Origin of the sequence: Variovorax sp. PDC80 (assembly GCF_900115375.1) — a bacterium.
Lineage (GTDB): Bacteria > Pseudomonadota > Gammaproteobacteria > Burkholderiales > Burkholderiaceae_C > Variovorax.
The window spans coordinates 19,065-43,587 of the sequence record NZ_FOWG01000007.1; the positions used below are offsets into that span (position 1 = coordinate 19,065).

The window sequence follows — 24,523 nt, forward strand, 5'->3', positions numbered from 1 at the left end:
GTGATGGCGGCAGCCCGCCGATTATGTCGACCGCGCGCGCTCCGCGCAGCGGGGCAAAACCCCATGCCATCTCGAGGAGGGCGTCCCGATGAACCCGTTGCAATCCTTCGCGCTCGCCGCGATCCCGGCCGAGGACGAGGCGCTGCGCGCCCCGGTGCGCGACTTCCTGCGCTCGGCGCTGCAGGGCGTGCCCGATGCCGTGCGCGCGCGCTCGTGGATGGGCTTCGATGCCGACTTCAGCCGTGCCCTCGGCGCGCGCGGCTGGATCGGCCTCACGCTGCCGACGGCCTATGGCGGCGGCGGGCGCAGCAGCTTCGCGCGCTTCGTGCTGCTCGAGGAACTGCTCGCGGCCGGCGCGCCGGTCTCGGCCCACTGGATCGCCGACCGCCAGACCGCGCCGCTGATCCTGCGCTACGGCACGCCCGCGCAGCGCGCCTTCTTCATTCCGCGCATCGTGCGCGGCGAGCTCTTCATGAGCATCGGCATGAGCGAGCCCGACACCGGCTCCGACCTCGCGGGCGTGCGTTCGCGCGCGGTGCCCACGGCTGGTGGCGGCTGGCGCCTGAACGGGCGCAAGATCTGGACGACCAATGCGCACCGGGCCCACTACCTGTGCGCGCTGGTGCGAACCTCGGGCGCGCCCGAGGACCGGCACCGGGGCCTGTCGCAGCTGCTGATCGACCTCTCGCTGCCGGGCATCACGGTGCGGCCGATCCGCGACCTCAGCGGCGATGGCCATTTCTGCGAGGTGCTGTTCGAGGACGTCGAGCTGCCGGCCGATGCGCTGGTCGGCGAGGAAGGCGCGGGCTGGCAGCAGGTGACGGCCGAGCTGGCCTTCGAACGCAGCGGACCCGAGCGCATCCATTCGAGCCTGGTGCTGGCCGAGGCCTGGCTGGCGGAGCTGCGCCGCGCGCCGAGGGTGCCGGACGGCGCGCTGGCCGTGGCCGGGCGCATCGCCGGACGCATGGCGGTGCTGCGCGCGATGTCGCTGAGCGTGGCGCGGCAGCTGGGGCAGGGCCTCGATCCGGCCTTCGAGGCCGCGCTCGTGAAAGACCTGGGCACCGAGTTCGAGCAGGCCCTGCCGGGCTGGATCGAGGAGGCCTTCGATGCGCCCGGGCATCCCGCGCCCTCCGATGGGTTGCGGCAGACGCTGGCCTATGTGACGCAACTGGCGCCGAGCTTCTCGCTGCGCGGCGGCACGCGCCAGATCATGCGCGGCATCATCGCGCGCGGCCTGGGCGTTCGGTAGGAGGAGAACGAGATGAACGACGACATGCTGCTCGACGACTTCGAGCGTCCGCTGGCCGACCTGTGCACCGACGACACGCTGCGCGCCATCGAGGCGGGGGCTTCCGCCGAGGCGCTGTGGCGGGCCATCGACGGCCTCGGCTTCACCGACGCACTGCTGCCCGAGGCGCGGGGCGGCGCGGGCCTGTCGCTGCGCGAGCTGTTCGCGCCGGCCTTCGCCGCGGGCCGCGCGGGGCTCGCGCTGCCGTTCGCCGAGACCGCCGTGGCGCGCGCCCTGCTGGCCGCGGCCGGCCAGCGCGAAGCGGGCGACGACGGGCCGATCGTCATCGCACCGGCGGCGGCGCACGAAGGCGATGCCATCGTCTGCCGCGACGTGCCCGGCGGTGCGCTGGCGCAATGGGTGCTGGTCGGCTGGCAAGACCACTGGCTGCTGCTGCCGCGCGAACGCGCCGTGATGCAGCCCGGTGCCTGGCGCCCGCTGGTTTCGGCCACCCTGCACTGGGACACGCCCGCGCTCGCCGTGGCGCGCTTCGAGAGGGGCGATGCCGATGCCACGGCGCTGTGCAATGCGCTGCATGCCGCGGGCATGGCGGGCGCGATGGCGCGCGTGCTGGAACTCACCACGGCCTATGCGCAGGACCGCCGGCAGTTCGGCCGCCCGATCGCGCAGTTCCAGGCCATCCAGCAGGAGCTCGCGGTGCTGGCCGAGCAGGCGCATTCGGCCACGCTGGCCGCGCGCCTGGGCTGCAGTGCCGAGGGCTGGCAGCCCGATGCGTTGCTGGCCGCCGTCGCCAAGCTGCGCGCCTGCGAGGCCGCGCGCGGTGTCGCGGCCATCGCGCATGCCGTGTTCGGCGCCATCGGCATCACCGAGGAGCATGTGCTGGGCTTCTACACGCGGCGCCTGCACGAATGGCGCCAGGCACCGGGCACCGAGGCGCAGTGCGCGCGCCTGCTCGGCGAAGCCGTGCTGGCACGGCCCGAGGGCTTGCTCGATGCCGTCCGGCTGCGGCTGGCGGCAGCGGTGCACGACTGAACCATCCAACGACCCGAAAGCGCGAATGACCGAACCGACTTCTCCCCCGACCCGCCAGGGTCCGCTCGCCGGCGTGAAGGTGATCGAACTCGCGGGCATCGGCCCGGGCCCGATGGGCGCGATGCTGCTCGCCGACATGGGCGCCGAGGTGCTGCGCATCGATCGGCAGACGCCGGCCGACCTCGGCGTGAAGCGGCCGCTGCAATACAACCTGCTGATGCGCAACCGCCGCTCGATCGCGCTCGATCTCAAGAACCCCGAGGCGGTGGCGCTGGTGCTCGAGCTGATCGAAGGCGCCGATGCGCTGATCGAGGGCTTCCGCCCCGGCGTCACCGAACGGCTGGGCCTCGGGCCCGAGGCCTGCCTGGCGCGCAACCCGCGCCTGGTCTACGGCCGCATCACGGGCTGGGGCCAGGACGGGCCGCTGGCGCAGGCCGCGGGGCACGACCTCAACTACATCGCGCTGACCGGCGTGCTGCATGCCATCGGCCGCAAGGACCAGCCCCCGTCGATCCCGCTGGCGGTGGTCGGCGACTTCGGCGGCGGCGCGCTCTATCTGGCGATGGGCGTGCTGGCCGGCATCATCGAGGCGCGGAGTTCCGGTCGCGGCCAGGTGGTCGATGCCGCGGTGGTCGACGGCGTGTCTCACATGGCCACGGCCTTCTTCGGCATGCGCGCGGCCGGCCAGTGGCGCGACGAGCGCGGCAGCAACGTGCTCGATTCGGGCGCGCCCTTCTACGAGGTCTACGAATGCGCCGACGGCCTGTGGATCTCGATCGGCCCGATCGAGGCGCGCTTCCATGCCGAGCTGCTGCAGCGGCTGGGCATCGCGCCCGAGGCCGTCGGCACGCAGCTCGATCCGCGCGACTGGCCGCGCGCGCGCGGCGTCTTCGCCGCGGCCTTTCGCACGCGCACGCGCCAGGCCTGGTGCGAGCTGCTCGAGGGCAGCGACGTCTGCTTCGCGCCGGTGCTGTCCTTCGGCGAGGCGCCCGCGCATCCGCACCTGCAGGCGCGCGGCAGCTTCGTCGAGATCGAGGGCGTGACGCAACCGGCACCGGCGCCGCGCTTCAGCCGCACGCCCTCGGGCCGGCCCACCGCGCCGCAAGCGCCGAGCGACGACGGCCTCGAAGGCTGGCTCGCGCCGGCGCGCATCGAGGCCTGGCGCCGTGCGGGCGTGATGGGCGTGATGGGCGCCGCGCCCGCTCAGCCCCAGTCGTAGAGCGGTGGCTGGCGGTTCGCGAAGCGCGCCGCGGCCTCGGCATGGAAGGCCGTGGTCAGCGCCACCGCCTGCTGGTGCGCCTCGATCTCGCCCATGGTCTGGTAGTCGACATCGAAGCTGCGGTTGAGCGAGCTCTTGATCATGCCGAGTGCCTCGCGCGGACCCCGTGCCAGCCGCGCGGCCAGCGCATGCGCTGCGGGCAGCAGGTCTTCCGGCGCATGCACCGCGTGCACCATGCCCATGGCCCGGGCCTCCTCGGCGCCGAAGCGGCGCGCCGTCATCGCGAGCTCCTTCGCGCGCGCCAGGCCGAGCAGCCGCGGCAGCATGTAGAAGGCGCCGAAGTCGGGCACCGCGCCGATGCGCGCGAAGGCGCAGCAGAAATCGGCGCGCGTGGAGGCGAGCACGAAGTCGGCCATCAGCGACAGCGACAGGCCCGCGCCGTAGGCGGCGCCGTCGACCGCCGCGATCACCGGCACGTCGAGCGAGCGTAGCCGGTCGAGCCAGCCGCGGTGCACCGCCAGCAGGCGCTGGCGCGTGGCGGCCGCCACGCCGGGTTCGCTGGCGCGCGACAGCATGGCCTTCACGTCGCCGCCGGCGCAGAAGCTGCCGCCCGAGCCGGTGAGGATCAGCACGCGCACTGCGGGCGTGCGCTCGACCAGCTCGAGCACCTCGATGTAGTCGGCGCGCAGTTCGAGCGACATCACGTTGCGCACCGCGGGCCGCTGGTGCGAGAGCTCGGCGATGCCGTCGCGCACGCGCAGGCACGATTCGCGCAGCGTGCGCTCCAGGGGCGCCGCGCCCTCGGGGGTGTCAGCGGATCTCATCGCCGACCAGCTTCGCGAGTTCGCGGTAGCGCACCGCCTCGTCGGCGATCAGCTGCGTGAATTCCTTGCGGCCGGTGCCCACCACCTCGCCGCCGCTCTGCTGCGCGAGCTGCGCGCGCACGGCCGGGTCGGCCATCACCTTGCGCATCATCTCCTCGAGCTTGCGCGCCACCGGCGCCGGCGTCTTGGCATGGATCGCGAAGCCGATGAAGGTGTAGAGCGTGTAGCCCGGATAGCCGGCCTCTTGCACCGTGGCCACCGCGGGCAGCAGCGGATGGCGCGTGGCGCCCGCCACGGCCAGCGCACGCACCTTGCCCGCGTTCACCAGCGGCGCGGCGCCCGCGATGTCCATCAGCGCGAGGTCGACCGCGCCGCCGACCACGTCGGTCACCGCCTGCGAGGCGCCCTTGTAGGGCACGTGGTTGAACGCGATGCCGGCGCGCTGGCCGAGGTCGAGCGCGCCCAGGCGGTAGGTGTTGCCGTAGGTGCCGAGGCTGACGCCGCCCTTGTCGCGCCGCGCGGCGGCGACCACGTCGGCCAGGCTCTTGTAGCGCGAGTCGGGCGAGGTGATGAGCACGGCCACGTGGCGCGTCATGTTGAGCACCGGCAGCAGGTCCTCGGGGCGGTAGGGCAGGTTCTTCACGAACAGCGGATTGATCACGGTCGCGCTCGGACTCACCAGCACCACCGTGTAGCCGTCGGCCGGCGCGCTCAGCGCGGCCTGCGTGCCGAGCGTGAGGTCGGCGCCGGGCTTGTTCTCCACCACCGCGGGCTGGCCCGCGACCTCGCGGAAGTGCTCGGCGAAGGTGCGGGTCATGGTGTCGCCGCTGCTGCCGGGACCGATGGGCACGATGAAGCGGATCGGCCGCGACGGATAGTCGGCGGCCTGCGCGCGGGCCGGCGGCGTCGCCGTCAGCAGCGAGGCGCAGGCGAAGGCGGCCGCGATCCACGCGATCCTGGCGTTGGGCATGGTCTTGTCTCCTGTGGTTCTTGTCGCGTTCCACGATAGCGACAGGACCCCGCGCAAGCCATGCGGAATGGGGCAATCAGCTATGCGCGATCCGGGCACCGGGCCGCGCCGGGCGTACTCAGGCCGGCTGCGTCTCGCGCGCCTGCAGCAGCCGCAGCACGCGCTCGTGGTGGTCGCGCAGCACCGACACCACGCAGCGCTCGACCGCGAGGCTCGCGCGGTTGATGCGGTGCTTGGCGCCGGTGGCGCAGAAGGTGTGCAGCGTCAGCGCGGGGCTCACGATGCGCGCGCTGGCGAGGTCGCGCTCGTCCTTCGACAGGTAGTCGACCACGCGGTGCACCTGGATGATGGCGTAGCGCCCGCTGTGGCGCACCACGTCGCGGATCATCGCGCCCGAGTTGATCTCGAGGTCGGCGCGCAGGTCGAGATCCATGCCCTTGGCCATTTCGCGCACCACGGCCTCGACCGGGTTCGGCGTCGGCGGTATGACGAGCGGAATGCCGCTGAGCGCCGACAGCGGCAGCGTGGGCTGGCGCATCAGCGGCGAGTCGCGGCGGCCCAGCAGCACCAGGTCGGAGGAGAACAGCAGCTGAGCCTGCGCGGGCGGCTCGGCATGGCAGCTGTTGAACACGCCCACGTCGAGCTTGCCGGCGGCCAGCCGGTCCATCACGTCGCGGCTGTAGCTCTCGTGGATCACCAGCCGGATCTTCGGGAACTGCTCGGTGATGTGGTTCACCAGCGTCGACACCGGCCCTTCGGCGGCCCAGCGCGGCAGCGCGATCTCGACCGTGCCCGAGGGCTGTTCGTTGGTGGAGGAGGCGAGCTCGAGGAAGCCGGTGGCGCCGTCGAGCAGGCCGTGCGCCACGGGCAGCAACGAGGAGCCGAGCTCGGTCAGCAGCACGCCGCGGCCGGTGCGGTTGAAGAGCCGGCCGCCCACCAGCTCCTCGAGCTCGAGCACGCGCCGGCTCAGCATGGACTGCGAGCATCCGCGCAGCAGGGCGGCTTGCGAGAAGCTGCCCGATTCGGCCGTGGCGACGAAGGCCGAGACGTTTTCGATCTTCAGATCGTCGGCCGCGCGAACCAGCAACTTCACTTTCTGTCTCCTCCCGGCAGCAGGACTTGCGGCCTGCAATTTTCACATAGCAGGCATGCGCGGTGCAGGGCTGCGGCACCGCTTCGCGGGTTCTAGAGTCCGGGTATTTACCCTAGAGCGGCGGTTCGCGTCGCATGCGCGATGACGACTTCCGACGCCTCCATCTCCTCGCCCGCGCGGCGCCTGCTCCACACGCGCGAAGTGCTCTGCCAGGGCTACGAGCGCGACGACGGCCTGTGGGACATCGAGGCGCGCATGAGCGACGTCAAGACCCATCCGATGCACCACGACGACGGCCGCGTGCGCCTGCCCGCGGGCCGCTTCATGCACCGCATGGGCCTGTGCCTCACGGTGGACGAGGGCCTGTGCATCGTCGCGGCGCGTGCCTGGACCGAGCATGCGCCCAATGTCGAGTGCATGGACATCGGAGCGTCCTACGAGGCGCTGGTCGGCCTCTCGATCGGGCCCGGCTTCACCTCGCGCGTGAAGGAGCGCTTCGGCGGCGCGGCCGGCTGCACGCACCTGACCGAGCTGCTCGGTCCCGTGGCCACCACCGCGTTCCAGACGCTGTTCCCGGTGTTCGAGCAGCGGCGCCGCGCGCGCCTGCTGAGCGACCCCGAAGGCGCGGCGCGCACGCGGCCGCCGCTGCTCGACAGCTGCTTCGCGCTGCGCGCCGAGGGCGAGGTCGCGCGCGGGCGCTGGCCGGCCTTCGCCAAACCTGCATAGCTGCCATCCGCATCGCGTGGGTACGCCGCGCGGCCTCGCTGCCTACATTGAACGCATCCCGTTCGTTGTTGAACCGGATCGAACATTCACAGGAGACGAAATGGCAGGAGTTCTGGAAGGAAAGGTCGTGCTCGTGACCGGCGCGGGCCGGGGCGTGGGACGCGAGATCGCGCTGCTGGCGGCGCGGCAGGGTGCGAGCGTGGTGGTCAACGACCTCGGCGGCGCGTCCGACGGCGAAGGCGAGGGCACGATCGATCCCGCCTCGGAGGTGGTGAACCTGATCCGCGCCGAGGGCGGCAAGGCGGTGGCCAACGGCGACAGCGTGTCGAATGCCGACGCCGCGGCACGCATGGTGCAGGCCGCGATCGACAACTTCGGCCGGCTCGACGGCGTGGTCAACAACGCGGGCATCCTGCGCGACCGCATGTTCCACAAGATGAGCACGCTCGACTGGCAGCAGGTGATCGACGTGCACCTGCAGGGCACCTACCACGTGAGCCGCGCGGCCGCGATGCTGTTCCGCGAGCAGCAGTCGGGCGCCTACGTGCACATGACCTCGGCCGCGGGGCTGGTCGGCAACATCGGCCAGGCCAACTACTCGGCCGCCAAGCTCGGCATCGTCGGCATCTCGCGCTCGATCGCGCTCGAGATGGCGCGCTGCCACGTGCGCTCCAACTGCGTCTCGCCCTGGGCCTGGAGCCGCCTGATCGGCACCCTGCCCGCGGAGACCGAGGAGCAGAAGCGCCGGCTCGAGCGCTTCAAGCAGATGACGGCCGACAAGATCGCGCCGATGGTCGTGTACCTGCTGTCGGACCTCGCCGCGGCGGTGAGCGGCCAGATCTTCGGCGTGCGCAAGAACGAGATCATGCTGTTCAGCCAGCCGCGGCCGCTGCGCACCGTGCACCGCTCGGAGGGCTGGACCGTCGAGAGCATCGCCGAGCACGCCATGCCCGCGATGCAATCGAGTCTGGTGCCGATGGAAAGCGCGCGCGAGGCCTTCGCATGGACGCCGGTGTGAGTCGCGCGATGGCCTTCGATCCCGACAAGCTGCTGCAGCGCCGCTTCGCGCCGGTGGCGCAGAGCTATACCGCCAAGGACTCGATCCTCTACGCGCTGGGCCTGGGCTTCGGCCGCGACCCGCTCGATGCGCGCGAGCTGCCTTTCGTCTACGAGGAACGGCAGCAGGCCGTGCCGACCCAGGCCGCCGTGCTCGGCTACCCGGGCTTCTGGATGAAGGAGCCCGACACCGGCATCGACTGGCGCAAGGTGCTGCATGCCAGCCAGTCGGTGCAACTGCACCGGCCGCTCGCGCCGGCCGCCACCGTGATCGGGCGCACGCGCGTCAAGGCGATCCTCGACAAGGGGCCCGAGGTGGGGGCGCTGTTCTTCGTCGAGCGCACGCTCGAGGACAGCGACGGGGAATTGCTGGCCACGGTGGAGCAGGCCGTGATGGCGCGCGGCAACGGTGGCTTCGGCGGCGCGAGCGGCCCCTCGCCCACGGCCGCCAAGGTGCCCGACACGCCGCCCGACCATGTGTGCGACCTGCCGACCTCGCCCTCGCAGGCGCTGCTGTACCGGCTCTCGGGCGACCTGAATCCGCTGCATGCCGATCCCGAGGTGGCGCGCATCGGCGGTTTCGAGCGGCCGATCCTGCACGGCCTGTGCACCTACGGCATCGCCTGCCATGCGCTGCTGCGCACGCTGTGCGGCTACGTGCCGCAGCGGCTGCGGCGCATCGACACGCGCTTCACCTCGCCGGTGTATCCGGGCGAGACGATTCGCGTCGAGATCTGGGGCTCGCAGGGCGAGGTGCGTTTTCGCGCGACCGCGCTCGAGCGCCAGGTCATGGTGCTGAACAATGGCCTGGCCGTGATCGACGCTGCCGCGGGAGGCCCGCGATGAACGGCATCGTGGCCTTCGGTGCCTACGTTCCGCGGCTGCGCCTGCAGCGCGAGGCCGTGGTGCGCGCCAACGCCTGGTTCGACGGATCGCTGGCGGCGCACCGCGCGGGCGAACGCGCCATGTGCAACTTCGACGAGGACGCGGTCACGATGGCGGTGGAGGCCGCGCGCGACTGCCTCGGTGCGCTCGATGCGGCGAAGGTCGACGACCTGCAGCTGGCCTCGACCTCGCTGCCCTATGCGAGCCGCCTGAACGCGAGCATCGTCGCGCAGGCGCTGAACCTCGGCGAGGAGGTCGGCGCGATCGACGTCACCGGTTCGCAGCGCGGCGCCACCTCGGCGCTGATGCAGGCCCTGCGCGGCGGCGCGGGCCGCCGCACCCTGGTGGTCGCGAGCGACCGGCGCAAGGCCAAGGTGGCCAGCGCGCAGGAACTGCTGTACGGCGATGCGGCCGCGGCGGTGCTGGTCGGCGACGGCGAGGTCATCGCGCAGCCGCTCGCCCTGGTGAGCCGCACGGTCGACATGGCCGACCACTACCGCGGTGCCGGCGCCGCCACCGACACCTACTGGGAGGAGCGCTGGATCCGCGAGGAAGGCCATCTGCGGCAGGTGCCGCCGGCCATCGCGGATGCGCTCGCGCAGGCCGGGCTGACCGCGGCGCAGGTCGACCGGCTGTGCATCGCGCTGCCGCACAAGGGCGTGCCGCAGCGCCTGGCCAGGCTCGCGGGCATCGCCCCCGAGCGCCTGCACGACACGCTCGCCGCGAGCGTCGGCAACGCCGGCGCGGCCCATCCGCTGCTGATGCTCGCGCATGCGCTGGGCGAGGCGGCACCGGGCCAGGTGCTGGTGCTGGTGGCCTTCGGCCAGGGCGTGGACGTGCTGGTGCTGCGCACCACCGAGGCGCTGCGCGCGCGGTCGCCGCGCACCGGCGCGCAGGGCTGGCTGGCGCGCGGCAGCGCCGAGCACAACTACATGAAGTTCCTGGTCTTCAACGACCTGCTGCCGCTGGAGCGCGGCATGCGCGCCGAGAACGACAAGCTCACGCCGCTGAGCGTGGAGTACCGCCACCGCAAGACGGTGCACGGCTTCGTCGGCGGCCGCTGCGGCGCCTGCGGCACCGCGCAGTGGCCGCGCACCGACATCTGCGTCAACCCGGCCTGTGGCGCCACCGGCACCCAGCAGGACCTGCCGTTCGCCGACACGCCGGCGCGCGTCATGACCTACACCGCCGACCGGCTGGCCTATTCGCCGAGCCCGCCGGCCTGCTACGGCATGGTGCAGTTCGAGGGCGGAGGCCGGCTGATGATGGATTTCACCGACGTGGACGAGCAGCAGCTCGCCGTCGGCCTGCCGATGCGCATGAGCTTCCGCATCAAGGCCGTCGACACCGCCCGCGGCTACGTCCGCTATTTCTGGAAGGCGGCCGTCGCAGGTCCGCAGGAGAACACGCATGGCAACGGGAATTCGTGACAAGGTCGTCATCCTCGGCATGGGCTGCTCGCGCTTCGGCGAGCGCTGGGACTGCAGCGCCGAGAACCTCGCGGTGGAGGCCTTCACCGAATGCCTGGCCGACGCGGGCATCGGCAAGGAGCAGCTGCAGGCCGCCTGGCTCGGCATGGGCATCGAGACCCAGCACCTGGGCAGCGGCGGCGTGCCGCTGGGCGTGACCTTGAGGCTGCCGAACATCCCGGTGTCGCGCGTGGAGAACTTCTGCGCCTCGGGCTCGGAGGCACTGCGCGGCGCGGCCTATGCGGTGGCGTCGGGCGCCTGCGACTTCGCGCTGGCCTTCGGCATCGAGAAGCTCAAGGACACCGGCTACGGCGGCCTGCCGCAGCGCCCGCGCGGCCCGTTCAACGACATGGTGTGGCCCAACATCAGCGCGCCCGGCTCGTTCGCGCAGCTGGCCAGCGCCTACCGCGCCAAGCACCGCATCGACGCGAAGGACCTCAAGCGCGCGATCGCCCACGTGTCGGTGAAGAGCCATGCCAACGCGGGCCGCAATCCCAAGGCCCACCTGCGCAACCCGATCACCATGGACGACGTCATCCACTCGCCGATGATCGCCGAGCCGCTGGGCCTGTACGACTGCTGCGGCGTGTCCGACGGCGCGGCCTGCGCCATCCTGACCACGCCCGACATCGCGCGCGGCCTGGGCAAGAAGGACCTGGTGGCGCTGAAGGCGCTGCAGCTCGCGGTCTCCAGCGGCAGCGAGGCCTCGTTCGACGACTGGGACGGCAGCTACTTCCAGACCACGCGCGTGGCCTCGGCGCGCGCCTACGAGGAAGCCGGCATCCGCCGCCCGCGCGAGCAGATCGACCTGCTCGAGGTGCACGACTGCTTCTCCATCACCGAGCTGGTGACCATGGAGGACATGCACATCTCGCCCGAGGGCCGCGCCTCGCACGACGTGCTCGACGGCTTCTACGACGCCGATGGCACCATGCCTTGCCAGATCGACGGCGGCCTCAAGTGCTTCGGCCATCCGATCGGCGCGACGGGCCTGCGCATGGCCTACGAGATGTACCTGCAGATGCAGGGCCGCGCCGGCGCCCGCCAGCGCAGCGACGACCCGTCGCTCGGCGTGATCCACAACCTGGGCGGCTTCCCCTGGCAGAACGTGTGCAGCGTGTCGGTGCTGGGCAAGTACGGCGCCTGACGCGGCGCCGGACGAAAAACACGAAGGAGACATACCGTGCTGATGGACGAATACCGATCGCCCTGGCGAACGCCCGAGGTCGAGCAGTTCCAGGAAACCGCGCGCCGCTTCTGGACGGCCGAGCTGATTCCCCACGTGGAACGCTGGGAGGCCCAGGGCCACATCGACCGCGGCGTGTGGAAGCGGCTGGGGGAGATGGGCTTCCTGCTGGCCGACCTGCCCTCCGGCTACGGCGGCGGCGATGGCGACTACGCGCACCTGGCCGCGCTGGTGGAGACCAGCGCCGCGTGCGGCTTCGGCCCGGGCTTCGGCCCGCACTACATCGTGGGCCACTACCTGCACCACTACGGCAGCGAGGCGCAGAAGCGGCGCTGGCTGCCGGGCATGGCCAGCGGCGACATCGTGGCCTCGATCGGCATGTCCGAGCCCGGCGCAGGCTCGGACCTGCAGGGCATCCGCACGCGGGCGCGGCGCGATGGCGACCACTACGTGATCGACGGCTCGAAGACCTTCAACACCAACGGCCACCATGCCGACCTGGTGATGCTGGCGGTGAAGACCGACACGGCGCTGGGCGCGAAGGGCGTGTCGCTGCTGATGGTCGAGACGCGCGATCTCGCGGGCTTTCGCCGCGGCGCGCCGCTCGACAAGATCGGCCTGAAGGCGCAGGACACGGTGGAGCTGTTCTTCGACCAGGTGCGGGTGCCGGTGTCGAGCCTGCTGGGCACGGCCGAGGGGCAGGGCTTCGCGCAGATGATGTCGCAGCTGCCCTACGAGCGCATGCTGATCGGCATCCGGGCCGTCTGCAACATGGAGCGCGCGCTCGAGCTCACGCTGGCGCACGTGCACCAGCGCCGGGCCTTCGGGCAGCCGCTGTTCAAGCTGCAGAACACGCGCTTCGAGCTGGCCGAGATGAAGACCGAGGCCACGCTGGCGCGGCTGTTCGTCGACCAGTGCATCGGCTGGCAGCAGGAGGGGCGGCTCGATGCGGCCACCGCCGCGATGGCGAAGTGGTGGGGCACGCAGAAGGAGTGCGAGACCATCGACCGCTGCCTGCAGCTGTTCGGCGGCTACGGCTTCATGCGCGAGTACCCGATCGGGCGCATGTTCGTCGATTCGCGCGGCCAGAAGATCTACGGCGGCGCCAACGAGGTGATGAAGGAGATCATCGCCCGCCAGCTGGTGCCCCGATGAGCGCCGAGAACCACACCGGGAGCGGCCCGCTCGCGGGCCTGCGGGTGCTCGACATCGCGACCGTGCTGGCCGGCCCCTTCGCCGCCACCCTGCTGGCGGACTACGGCGCCGACGTGCTCAAGCTCGAGCTGCCCGGCAAGGGCGACGGCATGCGCGCCTTCCCGCCCTTCAAGGACGGCAAGAGCATCTGGTGGAAGGCGGCGCAACGCGGCAAGCGCTTCGGCACGCTCGACCTGCGCCGGCCCCAGGGGCTCGCGCTCTTCAAGCAGCTGCTGCCGCAGTTCGACGTGCTGATCGAGAACTTCCGCCCCGGCACGCTCGACCGCTGGGGCCTGGGCAAGGAGGTGCTGTGGGCGCTGAAGCCGAACCTCGTGATCCTGCGCGTCACCGGCTTCGGCCAGACCGGGCCCTATTCGGAGCGCCCCGGCTTCGCGCGCATCTTCGAGGCCATGGGCGGGCTGACCACGGTCACCGGCCACGCGGACGGCGAGCCGATGCATGCGGGCGTGCCGCTCGGCGACTCGATCGGCGGGCTGTTCGGCGCCATCGGCATCCTGACCGCGCTGTGGCCGCGCGCGCGCGACCCCTCGCTGCCGGGCGAGGAGATCGACCTGTCGCTGACCGAGTGCATCACGCGGCTGCTGGACTTCATGCCCGGCGTCTACGAACAGCTCGGCACCGTGCCCACGCGCAGCGGCAACCGCAGCCCCTATTCGGCGCCCTCGGCCGTCTACCGCACGCGCGACGACCGCTGGGTGTCGATGGCGGGATCGATCAACTCGATGTTCGCGAACAACTGCTGCGCCATCGGCCGGCCCGAGCTGATCGACGACCCGCGCTTCGCCGACAACGCCAGCCGCGTGGTGCACGAGCAGGAGCTCAACCGCATCTTCATCGACTGGTGCGCGGCGCGCGATCTCGAGGAGGTGCTGGCCGCCTTCGCGCAGGCCGGCGGCACGCTGGCGCCGATCTACGGCATCGACCAGGTGGTGAGCGATCCGCAGGTGCGCGCGCGGCGCTCGATCGTGCCGGTGCCCGACCGCGACTTCGGCAGCCTCCAGATGCCGGCGGTGGTGCCGCGCTTCGCCGGCAGCCCGAGCGTGCCGCGCCACGCGGGCGCGGCGCTCGGGCAGGACAACGCGCAGGTGTACCGCGAGCTGCTCGGCCTGCCCGACGACACGCTCGCGCAGTTGCGCGCCGACGGCGTGATCTGACCCCCTCACGAGAACGAACGGAGACAGGACATGAAATCACTCGCGCGCCTGCGGGCGCTGCTCGGAGGGCTGCTGGCCGCGCTGTGCGCCGGCACCGCGGCCTGGGCCGCCCCCTACCCGGAACACCCCGTGCGCCTCGTCGTGCCGTACCCGGCGGGCGGCGCCACCGACGGCGCGATCCGGGTGCTGGCCGAGCGGCTCGGTGCCGCCTGGGGCCAGCCCGTCATCGTGGACAACCGGGCCGGCGCCTCGGGCCGGCTGGGCCTCGCGCTGGTGGCCAAGAGTCCGCACAGCTACAACTTCGTGGCCGCCACCAACTCGACCATCAGCGACGAGCTGACGCGCGGCGGCGATGGCTCCTTCCTGCTGGCGCGCGACCTCGTGCCCGTGGTCACCATCTTCACGACGCCGGTCGCGCTGCTGGTGCACACCGGCACGGGCGTCGACAGCATGGCGCAGTACATCGCGCTGGCGCAGCGGCGCCCGGGCGCCGTGAGCTTCGGCTCCAGCGGCGAGGGCACCAGCACCCACTTCTACGGCGAGCTGCTCAAGCGCGAGAGCCGCATCGACATCACGCACATTCCCTTCGCGGGCGAGGGGCCCAACCTCACCGAGCTGCTCGGCGGGCACATCCAGAGCGCCTTCCTCAGCGCCTCGGGCGCGAAGAAGGCGCAGCAGACCGGCAAGACCAGGATCCTCGCGATCACCACGCCCGGCGGCTCGATGCTGCTGCCCGGCGTTCCCAGCTTCACGCAGCTGGGCATCGCGGGGCTCGACCGCGATTCGTGGGTCGGCCTGTTCGCGCCGCTGGGCACGCCGCAGGCGGTGCGCGACGAGGTGGCGCGCGAGGTCCGCAAGGCCTTCGCCGTGCCCGAGGTGCGCGAGCGCTACGTGCAGCTCGGCCTGATCGCCGAGGGCGGAACGCCGCAGGAGCTCGAGCAGCGCGTGCAGGCCGACCGGGCCTACTGGACGCGCGTGGTGCAGGAGACGGGCATCAAGCTCAAGTAGCGCCGCACCCGCACGGGCCTACCAGCGATACGTCGCCGTCGCCAGCACCTTGCGCGGCTCGCCGTAGTAGCAGCTGCCCGAGCTGCAGTTCGCGACGTAGTTGCGGTTGCCGAGGTTGCGCAGGTTCAGCGCGAGGCTCCAGCGTTCGAAGTCGTAGCCCAGCAGCGCGTCGAACACGGTGTACGAGGGCACGGGCACCGGCGTGCTCTGCTGGTAGCCGCGGTTCGAGCCCATGAAGCGCGCGCCCAGGCCGAGCTTCACGCCGTTGGCGAAGCGGTAGTCGGCCCACACCGAGAGCTGGTTGCGCGACACCGCCTGCATCTGCTTGCCGATCTCGCTGGGCGTGCTGCTGGCCGTGACCTCGGCCTTGGGCGTGTAGGTGTAGGCGGCCGTCACGTTCATGCGCGGCAGCGGCTCGAACGAGGCCTCGAGCTCGAGGCCGCGCACCAGGATCTCGCCGGTCTGGCGCGGCGTGTAGTCGGCGTCGTAGGTGATGTAGTTCTGGCGCCGCAGGTCGAACACGGCGGCGCTGTACTTGTCCTTGCGGCCCACCGGCTGGTAGCGCACGCCCACCTCGTACTGGCGGCCGGTCTCGGGCTTCAGCGGCTGGTTGGTCTGCGGGTCGACCGTGACCGTGGGCGAGAACGACTCCGAATAGCTGAAGTAGGGCGCCCAGCCGCTCGGATGCAGGTAGACCAGGCCCGCGCGGCTGGTGAACTTGTGGTCGTCGATGCGCGTGGTCGAGCCGTCGATGTGGCTGAACGACACGGCGCGCGCGCTGTCGTAGCGGCCGCCCAGCGTGGCCACCCAGTCGCCCCACTTGATCTGGTCCTGCAGGTAGAAGCCGGTCTGCGACAGCGTGGTGCGGGCATCGAACCACGGGTCGGCGGTGGTGGTGAGGCCGGTGCTCACCGGCAGGTAGCCGTCGATGTCGCTCACGGTGCCGCTGTTGGAGGTGCGCTGGTCGTTGCGCGAGCGCTGGTAGTCGAGGCCGACCAGCAGCGTGTGCTGCCAGTCGCCCCAGTGCAGCTTCGCCTGCAGCTGGTTGTCGATCGAGGCGATGCGCGCGGCCTCCTTGCTCGCGAACGGGAAGCGGCTCAGCACGCGGTAGTTGGCGGGGCTGTCCGGGTTGTCGGCATCCACGGTGACGAAGCTGGGCTGGTTGTAGACCTGCCCGTAGTCGACCTTGATCGAGCCGTAGCGCGCGTTCTGGCGAAAGCTCAGCGTGTCGTTCAGGCGATGCTCGAGCAGGTAGCCGACCATCCACTGGTCCTGGTTGAAGCGGTCGAAGTTCGGGTCGCCGACGTAGGTCTTGCGCGAGAACTGGCCGTTGGGGTTGGGCAGCAAGGTGCCGACCTCGGGAAAGCTGCCGTACGAACTGCCGTCGCGGATGCGCAGGTAGTGCGACAGCAGGGTCAGCGAGGTGTCGCCCGACGGCTTCCAGGTCAGCGAGGGCGCGATGAAGCTGCGGTCGTTCGGCAGGCCGCTGGCCGGCAGGCTGGCATCGCGCAGCAGGCCCGTGAGGCGGTAGAGCAGCTTGCCTTCGGCATCGAGCGGGCCCGAGAAATCGCCCGCGATCTGGCGTCGCGCGTTGTCGCCGAACTGCAGCTGCAGCTCGCGCAGCGGCTGCGCGGTGGGGCGCTTGCTGACCACGTTGATCATGCCGCCCGGGCCGTTCTGGCCGTAGAGCACCGAGCTCGGGCCGCGCAGCACTTCCACGCGCTCGGTGCCGTAGCTCTCGGTCTGCCAGATCGCCCAGCCGTTGTTGTTGCGCAGCTGCAGGCCGTCGAGGTAATAGCCGGGCGCCTGCGCGTCGAAGCCGCGCAGGATGGTCCAGTCGAAGCGCGAGTCGGCGCCCCAGGGCGAGACGTTGATGCCCGGCGTGTAGGCCAGCGATTCCTTGAGCCGGGTGGCGCCCGTGGCCTCGATGAAGTCGGCGGTGACGACCGAGATCGATTGCGGCGTCTCGATGATCGGCGTGTCGGTCTTGCTGCCGGCCGTGGCGCGCCGCGCGATGTAGCCGGGAACATGGCCGGTGGCGGTCTCCTCGGTGCCTGCCGTGACCACGATCGGCGGCAGCGCGCCGGTGTCGCCGGCCGAGGCGCGCACCACGGTGAAGGCCGCGTCGCCGTTGCGCACGTAGCCCAGGCCGCTGCCCGCGAGCACGCGCTCGAGCGCCTGCTGCAGCGTGACGGCGCCGCGCACCGCGGGCGCGGTGCGGCCCTCGAGCAGCGAGCTCTCGCCGCCGATGGCGATGCCGTACTGGCGCGACAGCACGCCCAGGCTCTGGGCCAGCGGCTGGGCCGGCAGCGCGAGCTGCAAGGTGGCGGACGGTGCTGCCGGCACGCCCTGCGCGTGCACGGGGCCGCCCATCGCGAGCAGCGCCGAGGCGATGGCGCAGGCGAGGGCCGCGGCCTGGAGGGAGTCGATGCGGGGGCGCCGCGGGGTCTGCTGGTTCATGTACGAAGGTCCTGGAGCTGGTTTGCTACAGAAGACCAGCGAGACGCCGCGTACCCCCCAAAAATAATCAAAACTTTTTTTCAGGGCCGCCGCGCCGTGCCGGCGGCGTGGCCCACGATCCGCGTGGTGCCGTCGGCCAGGCGCTGCGTGCGCACCGGCAGCATCACCGGCAGCGCGCCCACGAAGGCCTGCGGATCGCGCAGCCGGTAGCTGCCGGTCACGCGCAGCTCGCGCAGCGCGGGGTCGTCGGCCAGCTGCAGCGGCTGGCGCAGGTAGTCGTTCCAGCGCGCCACGGCCTCGGGCAGGCGCGTGTTGCGGAAGACCAGCCAGCCCTGCCGCCAGTCGGCCACCTCGCCGACGTCGACGCTGCTGCGCGGGCCCAGCCCGCGCGCATCGGCCTCGATGGCCTCGCCGGCCTGCAGCACGGTGCTGGGGGCGGCCGCCTCGTCCTGCCCGGCCGCCCAGACCGCGACCCGGCCCTCGGCCACCGCGAGGCGCATGCGGCCCTCGCGCACCGACACCGTGAACACCGTGCCGAGCACGCGCACGCGGCCCCAGTCGGTGCTCACGGTGAAGGGGCGCTCGGCATCGCGCGCGACCGCGAAGCGCGCCTCGCCGCGCGCCAGGTGCACCGTGCGGCGATCGCGGTAGAGCAGGACATGCAGCGCCGTGTTGGCTGCGAGGTCGAGCGTGCTGCCGTCGGGCAGCGCATGGGCCAGGGTCTGCGCCTGGCCGGTGCTCGGCATCGCCTCGTAGACCGGCTGCTGCCAGTACCAGCGCCCGCCGGCACCGGCCAGCGCCGCCAGGCCGGCCACGCCCAGCAGGCCGATCGTGCGGCGCCGCGCGCGCCGTTCCTGCGCGGCGCTCGGCGGCATCGGCAACTGGCCGCGCAGCGCGCCGTCGTCGACCGCGTTCCAGATGCGGTGCGCGGTCGCCGCGGCGTCGGCGTTGGCGGGCGACAGCGCGCGCCAGCGGCTCAGCTCGGCCTGCGCGGCGTCGGCGGCCTCGGGGCTGCCGCGATGGATGCGACCGATCAGCGTCAGCGCATGCTCGACCAGCGCGCGCGGCGCGCGCCGTTCGTCGGCGCCGAGCAGGGGCTGTGCGCGCGCGGCCATGGTCAGTCCGTTCCCCCGCCGTAGCCCGCGCAGTCGAGCAGGGCGCGCGTCATGTGGTGCTCGACCGCCTTCTCGCTGATCTCCATGTGGGCCGCGGTCTGCGCATAGCTGAGGCCGTGGATGCGAACGAGCAGGAAGGCATGGCGGCGCTTGCGTGGCATGGCCTCGAGCAGCGCGACCAGCCGCTGCAGCTGCTGCCGGGCCGCCACGTGGCGTTCCACCGAGGGCGCGCTGTCGGGCGCGACCAGCGCCAGCGTGTCGAGCATGCGCAGCTCGGCGGCGCGGCGCGCGGCCTGGGTGGCGAGCAGGTTGCGGCCGGTCTGGTAGAGCAGCGCGCGCGGTTCGAGCACCAGGCCGCCCGCGTCCTGGTGGCCGAGCACGCGCGCATAGGCTTCCTGCACGAGGTCGGCGGCGGTGTCGCCATCGCCGGCCTTGCGGGTGAAATAGCGCAGCAATTCTCTGTGGTAGCGCTCGAGCACGGTACACCTCAGCCGGTGTGGAAACAGGGAACTCCCGTCTTGGCTGAGATGTGGCGGCGGCTGATCCGTGGCGCGGGAGAGGGAGCGGAAATTATAGGGAGGGGATGTTTCAGCCCGCCTTGCGCTGCATCTTGCGCGCCGTCTCCACCACCACCGCGCGCAGCGACTGCACCATCGGCTGCCCTTCCAGTTCCTTCAGCGTGAAGAAGCTCACCGGCGGCAGGTTCCAGCTCAGCCGATAGGGCAGCGCGGCCCAGTGGCCGGCCTGTTCCATCTCGGCCACCACGTCGCGCGCGAGGATGGCGATGGCATTGGGCTCGGTGCGCAGCACCGTCTCCATGCTGCGGATGGCGGTGGTCTCGAGCATCGGCACCGGCGGCTGCACGCCGGCGCCGACGAAGATCGCGTTGTAGGTGCGGCGCATCGGTGTGTTCGGCGGCGGCAGGATCCAGTCGAGCTGCGCGAGCCGGGCCCAGTCGAGCGGCCCGCGCGAGAGCCGCTTCGCGCTCTTGGCCGACACCACCAGGCAGGGCTTCTGCTGGTGGATCGCTTCCTGCACCAGGCCGGTGGCGTCGCCATCGTACGAACGGCCGATCGCGCAGTCGAGCTCGCGCGCGAGCAGGCCGGCCACCAGTTCGTCAGTCGTGCCCTCGCGCGTCATCACCGCCATGCGCGGCGTGCGGTCGAGCAGGTGCGCGAGCGCGGCCGACAGCAGCTGCTGCGGCACCTGCTGCGTGAGGCCCAGGCGCAGCCGGCCGCCGCGGCCCGCCTCGAGCGAGGTCAGCACGCGCGTGGTGGCCTCGAGCTCGGCGAGCCAGCGTCGCGCGTAGTGCAGCACCGCCTCGCCGGCCGCGGTCGGCACCAGGCCACGGCTGCTGCGCTCGAACAGGCGGTTGCCGAAGATGTCCTCGGTTTCGCGGAGCGCCTTGGTGATCGCGGGCTGGCTCAGCCGCATCTCGGTCGCCACGCGCCCCAGCGTGCGGTGCCGGTCGATGGCCTGCAGCAGCGAGAGCTGGCGCAGCTTGAGGCGCGAGAGCAGCGCGTGCTGCAGGTCGGCGGCGGGGTCGCGGGCGGTCGGGGAGGCCATAACCGTCAGGTTATCGCCCGATCAGAATTTAGTCCACTTTGGTGAATCGCGAGGCCTAGACTTTTCTCCATGCCCGCAGCCACCGCCACGACGCTCATGGCCACCTTGGCCGATCTCCTCGACGCGCTCGACGCAGCGCGCGATGCCGACGAGGCGCTGCGCCGGATCGATCGCTGCCGGCGCGAGCTCGTGCCCGGCAGCATCTTCAGCATCCAGCAGAACGTGACGACCGAGGACGACCCGGCCGGCGAGATCCGGCTGCGCCGCTTCTATTCGTCGGAGGCGCACCGCTACCCGGTCAATGGCGCCAAGCGCAAGACGCACACGCGCTGGACCGACCGCCTGTTCCGCCAGGGCCGCGTGTTCGTGGGCGAGGGCGCGCAGGTGCTGGCGCGCCACTTCGACGACTTCGAGCAGATGCGGCCGGCGGGCCTGTGCAGCGTGGTCAACGTGCCGCTGCTGCAAGGCGCGCTGTGCTTCGCCACCTTCAACGTGTTCGGCATCCGCGAGCGCTGGCAGCCCGAGGAGGTGCTCGGCATCCGCCTGCTGGCGCTGGCCGCCGCGCGCTGGGTGCCGGTCGCGCCCGGCCTCGCCTACCGCTTCGCCGCCGACGCGGTGCCGATCGATTTCCCCGCTCTCCCCCTGAAGGCCTGACCATGCAATCCAAGAACCTCGTCGTGATCATCGGTGGTGGCCCCGTGGGCCTGTCGATGGCGATCCTGCTGCAGCGCTTCGGCGTCGACTTCGTGCTGCTCGAGCGCAGCCCGACCACCACCGACCATCCGAAGGCGCGCGGCACCTACACGCGCACGATGGAGATCTTTCGCCAGTGGGGCATCGACGGCCTGATGAAGCGCCATGCGCTGCCCGACGGCGCCGACTTCTTCGCCTTCTGCGAATCGATGACCGGCCACGAATGGGGCCGCACCAACCCCGAGCCGAACCTGGGCCATTCGCCGTGCTGGAAGATCATCCAGTCGCAGGACACGGTGGAGCAGGAGCTGCTCGCCCATGCCCGAAAGAGCGAGGTCGGCCGCTTCCTGTTCGGCCACGAGTTCCTGCACTACGCCGAGAGCGCTGACGGCATCGCCGTGACCGGCCGCCGGCTCGACACCGGCGAGACGCTGACCTGGCAGGCCCGGTACCTGATCGCGGCCGACGGCGCCGCGAGTTCGGTGCGGCGCCAGGCCGACATCGAGATGCGCGGGCCGGCCACGCTGGCCGTGATGGCCAACGAGTTCTGGCAGGCCGATCTCTCGCAGGTGCGCGACTCGGCCACCTGCGCCGGCTGGCGCGTCTACGCCAAAGACTCGCCATACCCGATCACCACCGTGCTCAACACCAACGGAAAGGACCGCTGGCTCAACCTGCTGCCGGTGGGCCGCGAGACCGACGAGCGCACCGGCGCGCGCAGCGACGCCGAGGTGGTGCAGCTCGCGCGCACCGTCTCGGGCGTGCCCAACCTCGAGGTGAAGGTCATCAACCGCTCGGTGTGGCGCATGAGCCGCCAGGTGGCAGCGAACTTCCGGCGCGGCCGCGTGCTGCTGGTCGGCGATTCGGCGCACCGCTTTCCGCCCAATGGCGGCTATGGCATGAACTCCGGCATCCAGGACGCGCACAACCTGGCCTGGAAGCTGGCCTTCGTGCTGAGCGGCCGCGCCAGCGCGCGGCTGCTCGACAGCTACGAGAGCGAGCGCCGGCCGATCGCCGAATCGAACGCCGACTTCAGCCTGCACAACGCGATGCGCTTCAACCATTGCGACGAGGCGTTGCGCTCGGGCAACCGCGAGCGCATCGAGTTCTGGATCCGCGACAGCGACAACCACATCCACAGCATCGGCCAGTCGCTCGGCTTCTGCTACGAGGACGGCGCCGTGATCCCCGACGGTACCGGCCGCCACGTGATGCGCGCGCGCTGGTACGAGCCGGCCGACAAGCCCGGCATGCGCTTTCCGCACCTGTGGCTGGACCTCGCGCGGCGCCACACCACGCTCGACTGGTTCGACCGCGAGTTCGTGCTCGTGGCCGGCCCGCGCGCCGATGCCTGGATGGAGGCAGCGCGCCAGGTGTCGGGCCGCAACGGCCGCGTGGTGCAGGCGCGCCAGCTCGAGGACGCGCACGAGAAGGATGGCCTGCTGCTGGGCCAGCACGGCGCGGTGCTGGTACGGCCCGACGGCCACGTCGCCTTCCGCATGCCGTGGACGCCGACGGACCCGGCCGCCGAGCTGTCGGCCGTGCTGTCGAAGCTGCTGGACTGAAGCCATGCCCGTCACCGCACTGCACCACTTCACGATCCGCTGCACGCCCGCGGAACTACCGCCGCTGCTGGATTTCTACACGCGCGTGCTGCGCCTGGAAGCCGGGGCGCGGCCCGAGATTCCCGCGCCGGGCGCCTGGCTCTATGCCGAGGGCCAGCCCATCGTGCACCTGTTCGCCCACCTCGCGACGGCCGATGCGCCGCCGCAACCGCCCACGGGCCATGTCGACCACATCTCGTTCCGTGCCCACGGGCTGCGCGAGATGCGCGCCCACCTGCGCGCGCTCGACGTGTCCTTCGCCGAGGCGCCGATCCCGGGCTGGGACATCCACCAGCTCTTTCTGCACGACCCGCGCGGACTGAAGATCGAGATGACCTTCTGGCTGGACCGCGAGGAAGAACCGTGGGAGGACGCGGCATGACCGAGTTCGTGCAGGCCGGCGAGGTCCGCATCGCCTTCGACCGCGCGGGCCAGGGCCCGGCGCTGTTGCTGATGCATGGCGCGGAAGCCTCGCGACAGATGTTCGCCGCGCTGGTGCCGCATCTGGCGAAGCAGTTCACCGTGATCGCCTACGACCAGCGCGACTGTGGCGAGACCGAGGCGCCCGAGCGCGCGGCTACGCTCGCGGACCTCGCGAACGATGCGCAGCAGCTCGTGAAGGCGCTGGGCCTCAAGCGCGCGCATGTGTTCGGCTCCTCTTTCGGCGGCCGCGTGGCGCAGGCGCTGGCGCTGCTGCATCCGCGCGCGGTCGACCGGCTCGTGCTCGGCAGCACCTGGCCGCTGCCGCGCCCCTACGAGGAGCTGTGCCCCGATGCACGCCGCCTGGCCGAGCTGCGCCGCGGCCTGCCGGGCACGGCCGAGGAACTCGCGAGCTGGTTCTTTCCCGAGGCCTTTCTCGCGCAGCGCCCCGAGCTGCGCCGCGTGTTCGCGGCCGCGCGACCCGAGACCGCGCGCTCGGCGCGGCGCATGGCAACCGTCGCCACCACCTTGCCGCAGGGCGTGGCCGACATCGTCGCGCCGACCCTGGTGCTCGCCGGCGAGCTCGACCGCGTGGTGCCGCCGACCGTGACGCTCGCGATGGCCGGCCGCATCCGCGGCGCCGATGCCGTGCTGCTGCCGGCCATCGGCCATGTGACCGCGATGCAGGCGCCCGAAGTGCTCGCGCGCCACATGGTCCGTTTCCTGAACCCCGAAGGAGTCCACGCATGAATGCCGTCCTGGAACCCGAGATCGCCTCCGCGGCGCCCGCCGGCAAGGAGGACTACATCCGCGTCGAGGGCCTGTCGAAGACCTTCGGCGGCGGCAGCGAGGGCGTGCTCGCACTGAAGCAGATCGACTTCGGCATCCGCCAGGGCTCCTTCGTCACCATCGTCGGACCGAGCGGCTGCGGCAAGAGCACGCTGCTGCGCATCCTGGCCGGCCTGCTCGACTACGAGGTCGGCACCGTGCTGCTCGACGGCCAGCCGATCCGCGGCACGCGGCGCGACGTGGGCGTGGTGTTCCAGAGCTCGATCCTGCTGCCCTGGCGCAGCATCCTCGAGAACGTGATGCTGCCGGCCGAGGTGCTGGGCCTCGACAAGGCGAAGGCGCGCGAGCGCGCGATGCAGCTGCTCGCGATGGTGCGGCTCGAGGGCTTCGAGCACAAGCTGCCGCGCCAGCTCAGCGGCGGCATGCAGCAGCGCGCTTCCATCGCGCGGGCGCTGCTGCACGACCCCAAGATCCTGCTGATGGACGAGCCCTTCGGCGCGCTCGACGCGATGACGCGCGAGCGCATGAACCTCGAGCTGCAGCGCATCTGGATGGAGAGCGGCAAGACCGTGGTGCTGATCACGCACTCCATTCCCGAGGCCGTGTTCCTCGGCGACCGCTGTTTCGTGATGTCGCCGCGCCCCGGCATGCTCGAGCGCGTGCTGCCCATCGACCTGCCGCGCCCGCGCGGCATGGAGGCGATGTCGCATCCGGCCTTCGCGGCCGCGGCCGCCTCGATCCGCGAGCGCTTCTCGCATGCTGCCTCCTTCGATTGACAGAAAGGCCGACG

23 protein-coding genes are annotated in these 24,523 nt (G+C 71.7%); 16 read left to right on the top strand and 7 right to left on the bottom strand.

The window, feature by feature from the left end; genetic code table 11:
* The first annotated feature begins 88 nt into the window (after positions 1 to 88).
* Genes BM109_RS20305 through BM109_RS20315 form a run of 3 tightly spaced genes read left to right on the top strand, consistent with a single transcriptional unit; the run spans position 89 to position 3,500 of the window.
* The gene (locus tag BM109_RS20305) at positions 89 to 1,249 is read left to right on the top strand and encodes an acyl-CoA dehydrogenase family protein (protein ID WP_093346259.1); all 1,161 of its coding nucleotides are present in this window, start codon (positions 89 to 91) and stop codon (positions 1,247 to 1,249) included.
* Between the two features lie 12 nt (positions 1,250 to 1,261).
* Positions 1,262 to 2,281 carry an acyl-CoA dehydrogenase family protein gene (locus tag BM109_RS20310; protein WP_093346261.1) on the top strand — a complete coding sequence of 340 codons (1,020 nt, stop codon included), beginning with the start codon at positions 1,262 to 1,264 and terminating at the stop codon, positions 2,279 to 2,281.
* 25 nt (positions 2,282 to 2,306) lie between these two features.
* Positions 2,307 to 3,500, top strand: a complete 1,194-nt coding sequence (locus tag BM109_RS20315) for a CaiB/BaiF CoA transferase family protein (protein ID WP_093346264.1) — start codon at positions 2,307 to 2,309, stop codon at positions 3,498 to 3,500.
* Here the strand turns inward: BM109_RS20315 and BM109_RS20320 are convergent.
* The 3 genes from BM109_RS20320 to BM109_RS20330 form a co-directional block, all read right to left on the bottom strand.
* Positions 3,485 to 4,324 carry an enoyl-CoA hydratase/isomerase family protein gene (locus BM109_RS20320; protein WP_093346267.1) on the bottom strand — a complete coding sequence of 280 codons (840 nt, stop codon included), beginning with the start codon at positions 4,322 to 4,324 and terminating at the stop codon, positions 3,485 to 3,487. The two genes, BM109_RS20315 and BM109_RS20320, sit on opposite strands and share 16 nt — an antisense overlap.
* Positions 4,311 to 5,294, bottom strand: coding sequence for a tripartite tricarboxylate transporter substrate binding protein (locus BM109_RS20325; RefSeq protein ID WP_093346269.1), 984 nt, complete (start codon positions 5,292 to 5,294; stop codon positions 4,311 to 4,313). The genes BM109_RS20320 and BM109_RS20325 overlap by 14 nt, the downstream gene beginning before the upstream one ends.
* Before the next feature lie 118 nt (positions 5,295 to 5,412).
* Positions 5,413 to 6,387: a LysR family transcriptional regulator gene (locus tag BM109_RS20330; protein ID WP_177239409.1), complete on the bottom strand. Its 975-nt coding sequence runs from the start codon at positions 6,385 to 6,387 to the stop codon at positions 5,413 to 5,415.
* A gap of 141 nt (positions 6,388 to 6,528) precedes the next feature.
* On the opposite strand from BM109_RS20330, the gene BM109_RS20335 reads away from it, so the two are divergent.
* The 8 genes from BM109_RS20335 (at position 6,529) to BM109_RS20370 (ending at position 15,086) form a co-directional block, all read left to right on the top strand.
* A complete protein-coding gene (locus tag BM109_RS20335) occupies positions 6,529 to 7,113 on the top strand; it encodes a DUF2889 domain-containing protein (protein ID WP_093346274.1) in 585 nt (194 codons plus the stop codon).
* 100 nt (positions 7,114 to 7,213) lie between these two features.
* Positions 7,214 to 8,131: an SDR family NAD(P)-dependent oxidoreductase gene (locus tag BM109_RS20340; protein WP_093346277.1), complete on the top strand. Its 918-nt coding sequence runs from the start codon at positions 7,214 to 7,216 to the stop codon at positions 8,129 to 8,131.
* Positions 8,132 to 8,139: 8 nt separating this feature from the next.
* A complete protein-coding gene (locus tag BM109_RS20345; protein ID WP_093346279.1) occupies positions 8,140 to 9,015 on the top strand; it encodes a MaoC/PaaZ C-terminal domain-containing protein in 876 nt (291 codons plus the stop codon).
* Complete coding sequence (locus tag BM109_RS20350; RefSeq protein WP_093346282.1) at positions 9,012 to 10,484, top strand: 3-oxoacyl-[acyl-carrier-protein] synthase III C-terminal domain-containing protein; 1,473 nt, start codon at positions 9,012 to 9,014, stop codon at positions 10,482 to 10,484. The genes BM109_RS20345 and BM109_RS20350 overlap by 4 nt, the downstream gene beginning before the upstream one ends.
* A complete protein-coding gene (locus tag BM109_RS20355; RefSeq protein ID WP_093346284.1) occupies positions 10,465 to 11,670 on the top strand; it encodes an acetyl-CoA acetyltransferase in 1,206 nt (401 codons plus the stop codon). The genes BM109_RS20350 and BM109_RS20355 overlap by 20 nt, the downstream gene beginning before the upstream one ends.
* A gap of 42 nt (positions 11,671 to 11,712) precedes the next feature.
* Positions 11,713 to 12,864, top strand: coding sequence for an acyl-CoA dehydrogenase family protein (locus tag BM109_RS20360; RefSeq protein WP_093346287.1), 1,152 nt, complete (start codon positions 11,713 to 11,715; stop codon positions 12,862 to 12,864).
* Positions 12,861 to 14,078 (top strand): CaiB/BaiF CoA transferase family protein, encoded by a 1,218-nt coding sequence (locus tag BM109_RS20365; protein WP_093346289.1) that lies wholly within the window; start codon positions 12,861 to 12,863, stop codon positions 14,076 to 14,078. The genes BM109_RS20360 and BM109_RS20365 overlap by 4 nt, the downstream gene beginning before the upstream one ends.
* A 30-nt stretch (positions 14,079 to 14,108) precedes the next feature.
* Entirely contained in the window at positions 14,109 to 15,086 is a 978-nt protein-coding gene (locus tag BM109_RS20370; protein ID WP_093346292.1) for a Bug family tripartite tricarboxylate transporter substrate binding protein, read from the top strand.
* An 18-nt stretch (positions 15,087 to 15,104) separates the two neighbouring features.
* Here the strand turns inward: BM109_RS20370 and BM109_RS20375 are convergent, their stop codons facing one another.
* From BM109_RS20375 to BM109_RS20390, 4 genes are all read right to left on the bottom strand, one after another.
* Positions 15,105 to 17,546: a TonB-dependent siderophore receptor gene (locus BM109_RS20375; RefSeq protein ID WP_093346295.1), complete on the bottom strand. Its 2,442-nt coding sequence runs from the start codon at positions 17,544 to 17,546 to the stop codon at positions 15,105 to 15,107.
* Between the two features lie 80 nt (positions 17,547 to 17,626).
* Positions 17,627 to 18,661, bottom strand: coding sequence for a FecR family protein (locus BM109_RS20380; protein WP_093346297.1), 1,035 nt, complete (start codon positions 18,659 to 18,661; stop codon positions 17,627 to 17,629).
* 2 nt (positions 18,662 to 18,663) lie between these two features.
* Positions 18,664 to 19,140: an RNA polymerase sigma factor gene (locus BM109_RS20385; RefSeq protein WP_057590003.1), complete on the bottom strand. Its 477-nt coding sequence runs from the start codon at positions 19,138 to 19,140 to the stop codon at positions 18,664 to 18,666.
* 109 nt (positions 19,141 to 19,249) lie between these two features.
* Positions 19,250 to 20,227 carry a LysR family transcriptional regulator gene (locus BM109_RS20390; RefSeq protein WP_093346300.1) on the bottom strand — a complete coding sequence of 326 codons (978 nt, stop codon included), beginning with the start codon at positions 20,225 to 20,227 and terminating at the stop codon, positions 19,250 to 19,252.
* 69 nt (positions 20,228 to 20,296) lie between these two features.
* On the opposite strand from BM109_RS20390, the gene BM109_RS20395 reads away from it, so the two are divergent.
* From BM109_RS20395 to BM109_RS20415, 5 genes are read left to right on the top strand one after another with little or no spacing between them, the layout of a single operon-like run.
* On the top strand, positions 20,297 to 20,881 hold the full coding sequence (locus tag BM109_RS20395) for a hypothetical protein (protein ID WP_093346302.1): 585 nt from the start codon (positions 20,297 to 20,299) through the stop codon (positions 20,879 to 20,881).
* A 2-nt stretch (positions 20,882 to 20,883) separates the two neighbouring features.
* Positions 20,884 to 22,485, top strand: a complete 1,602-nt coding sequence (locus BM109_RS20400; protein ID WP_093346305.1) for an FAD-dependent monooxygenase — start codon at positions 20,884 to 20,886, stop codon at positions 22,483 to 22,485.
* 4 nt (positions 22,486 to 22,489) lie between these two features.
* On the top strand, positions 22,490 to 22,906 hold the full coding sequence (locus tag BM109_RS20405) for a VOC family protein (protein ID WP_093346307.1): 417 nt from the start codon (positions 22,490 to 22,492) through the stop codon (positions 22,904 to 22,906).
* On the top strand, positions 22,903 to 23,694 hold the full coding sequence (locus BM109_RS20410) for an alpha/beta fold hydrolase (RefSeq protein WP_143129210.1): 792 nt from the start codon (positions 22,903 to 22,905) through the stop codon (positions 23,692 to 23,694). Before BM109_RS20405 ends, BM109_RS20410 begins: the two co-directional genes overlap by 4 nt.
* Positions 23,691 to 24,509, top strand: coding sequence for an ABC transporter ATP-binding protein (locus BM109_RS20415; protein ID WP_093346312.1), 819 nt, complete (start codon positions 23,691 to 23,693; stop codon positions 24,507 to 24,509). Before BM109_RS20410 ends, BM109_RS20415 begins: the two co-directional genes overlap by 4 nt.
* Positions 24,510 to 24,523 lie beyond the last annotated feature (14 nt).

Coding starts and splice junctions, on each gene's coding strand:
- BM109_RS20310 (WP_093346261.1), top strand. CDS start 1,262: ATGAACGACGACATGCTGCTCGACGACTTCGAGCGTCCGCTGGCCGAC.
- BM109_RS20390 (WP_093346300.1), bottom strand. CDS start 20,227: ATGGCCTCCCCGACCGCCCGCGACCCCGCCGCCGACCTGCAGCACGCG.
- BM109_RS20315 (WP_093346264.1), top strand. CDS start 2,307: ATGACCGAACCGACTTCTCCCCCGACCCGCCAGGGTCCGCTCGCCGGC.
- BM109_RS20410 (WP_143129210.1), top strand. CDS start 22,903: ATGACCGAGTTCGTGCAGGCCGGCGAGGTCCGCATCGCCTTCGACCGC.
- BM109_RS20365 (WP_093346289.1), top strand. CDS start 12,861: ATGAGCGCCGAGAACCACACCGGGAGCGGCCCGCTCGCGGGCCTGCGG.
- BM109_RS20355 (WP_093346284.1), top strand. CDS start 10,465: ATGGCAACGGGAATTCGTGACAAGGTCGTCATCCTCGGCATGGGCTGC.
- BM109_RS20335 (WP_093346274.1), top strand. CDS start 6,529: ATGACGACTTCCGACGCCTCCATCTCCTCGCCCGCGCGGCGCCTGCTC.
- BM109_RS20350 (WP_093346282.1), top strand. CDS start 9,012: ATGAACGGCATCGTGGCCTTCGGTGCCTACGTTCCGCGGCTGCGCCTG.
- BM109_RS20415 (WP_093346312.1), top strand. CDS start 23,691: ATGAATGCCGTCCTGGAACCCGAGATCGCCTCCGCGGCGCCCGCCGGC.
- BM109_RS20320 (WP_093346267.1), bottom strand. CDS start 4,324: ATGAGATCCGCTGACACCCCCGAGGGCGCGGCGCCCCTGGAGCGCACG.
- BM109_RS20395 (WP_093346302.1), top strand. CDS start 20,297: ATGCCCGCAGCCACCGCCACGACGCTCATGGCCACCTTGGCCGATCTC.
- BM109_RS20375 (WP_093346295.1), bottom strand. CDS start 17,546: ATGAACCAGCAGACCCCGCGGCGCCCCCGCATCGACTCCCTCCAGGCC.
- BM109_RS20405 (WP_093346307.1), top strand. CDS start 22,490: ATGCCCGTCACCGCACTGCACCACTTCACGATCCGCTGCACGCCCGCG.
- BM109_RS20370 (WP_093346292.1), top strand. CDS start 14,109: ATGAAATCACTCGCGCGCCTGCGGGCGCTGCTCGGAGGGCTGCTGGCC.
- BM109_RS20305 (WP_093346259.1), top strand. CDS start 89: ATGAACCCGTTGCAATCCTTCGCGCTCGCCGCGATCCCGGCCGAGGAC.
- BM109_RS20325 (WP_093346269.1), bottom strand. CDS start 5,294: ATGCCCAACGCCAGGATCGCGTGGATCGCGGCCGCCTTCGCCTGCGCC.
- BM109_RS20360 (WP_093346287.1), top strand. CDS start 11,713: ATGGACGAATACCGATCGCCCTGGCGAACGCCCGAGGTCGAGCAGTTC.
- BM109_RS20380 (WP_093346297.1), bottom strand. CDS start 18,661: ATGGCCGCGCGCGCACAGCCCCTGCTCGGCGCCGACGAACGGCGCGCG.
- BM109_RS20340 (WP_093346277.1), top strand. CDS start 7,214: ATGGCAGGAGTTCTGGAAGGAAAGGTCGTGCTCGTGACCGGCGCGGGC.
- BM109_RS20345 (WP_093346279.1), top strand. CDS start 8,140: ATGGCCTTCGATCCCGACAAGCTGCTGCAGCGCCGCTTCGCGCCGGTG.
- BM109_RS20400 (WP_093346305.1), top strand. CDS start 20,884: ATGCAATCCAAGAACCTCGTCGTGATCATCGGTGGTGGCCCCGTGGGC.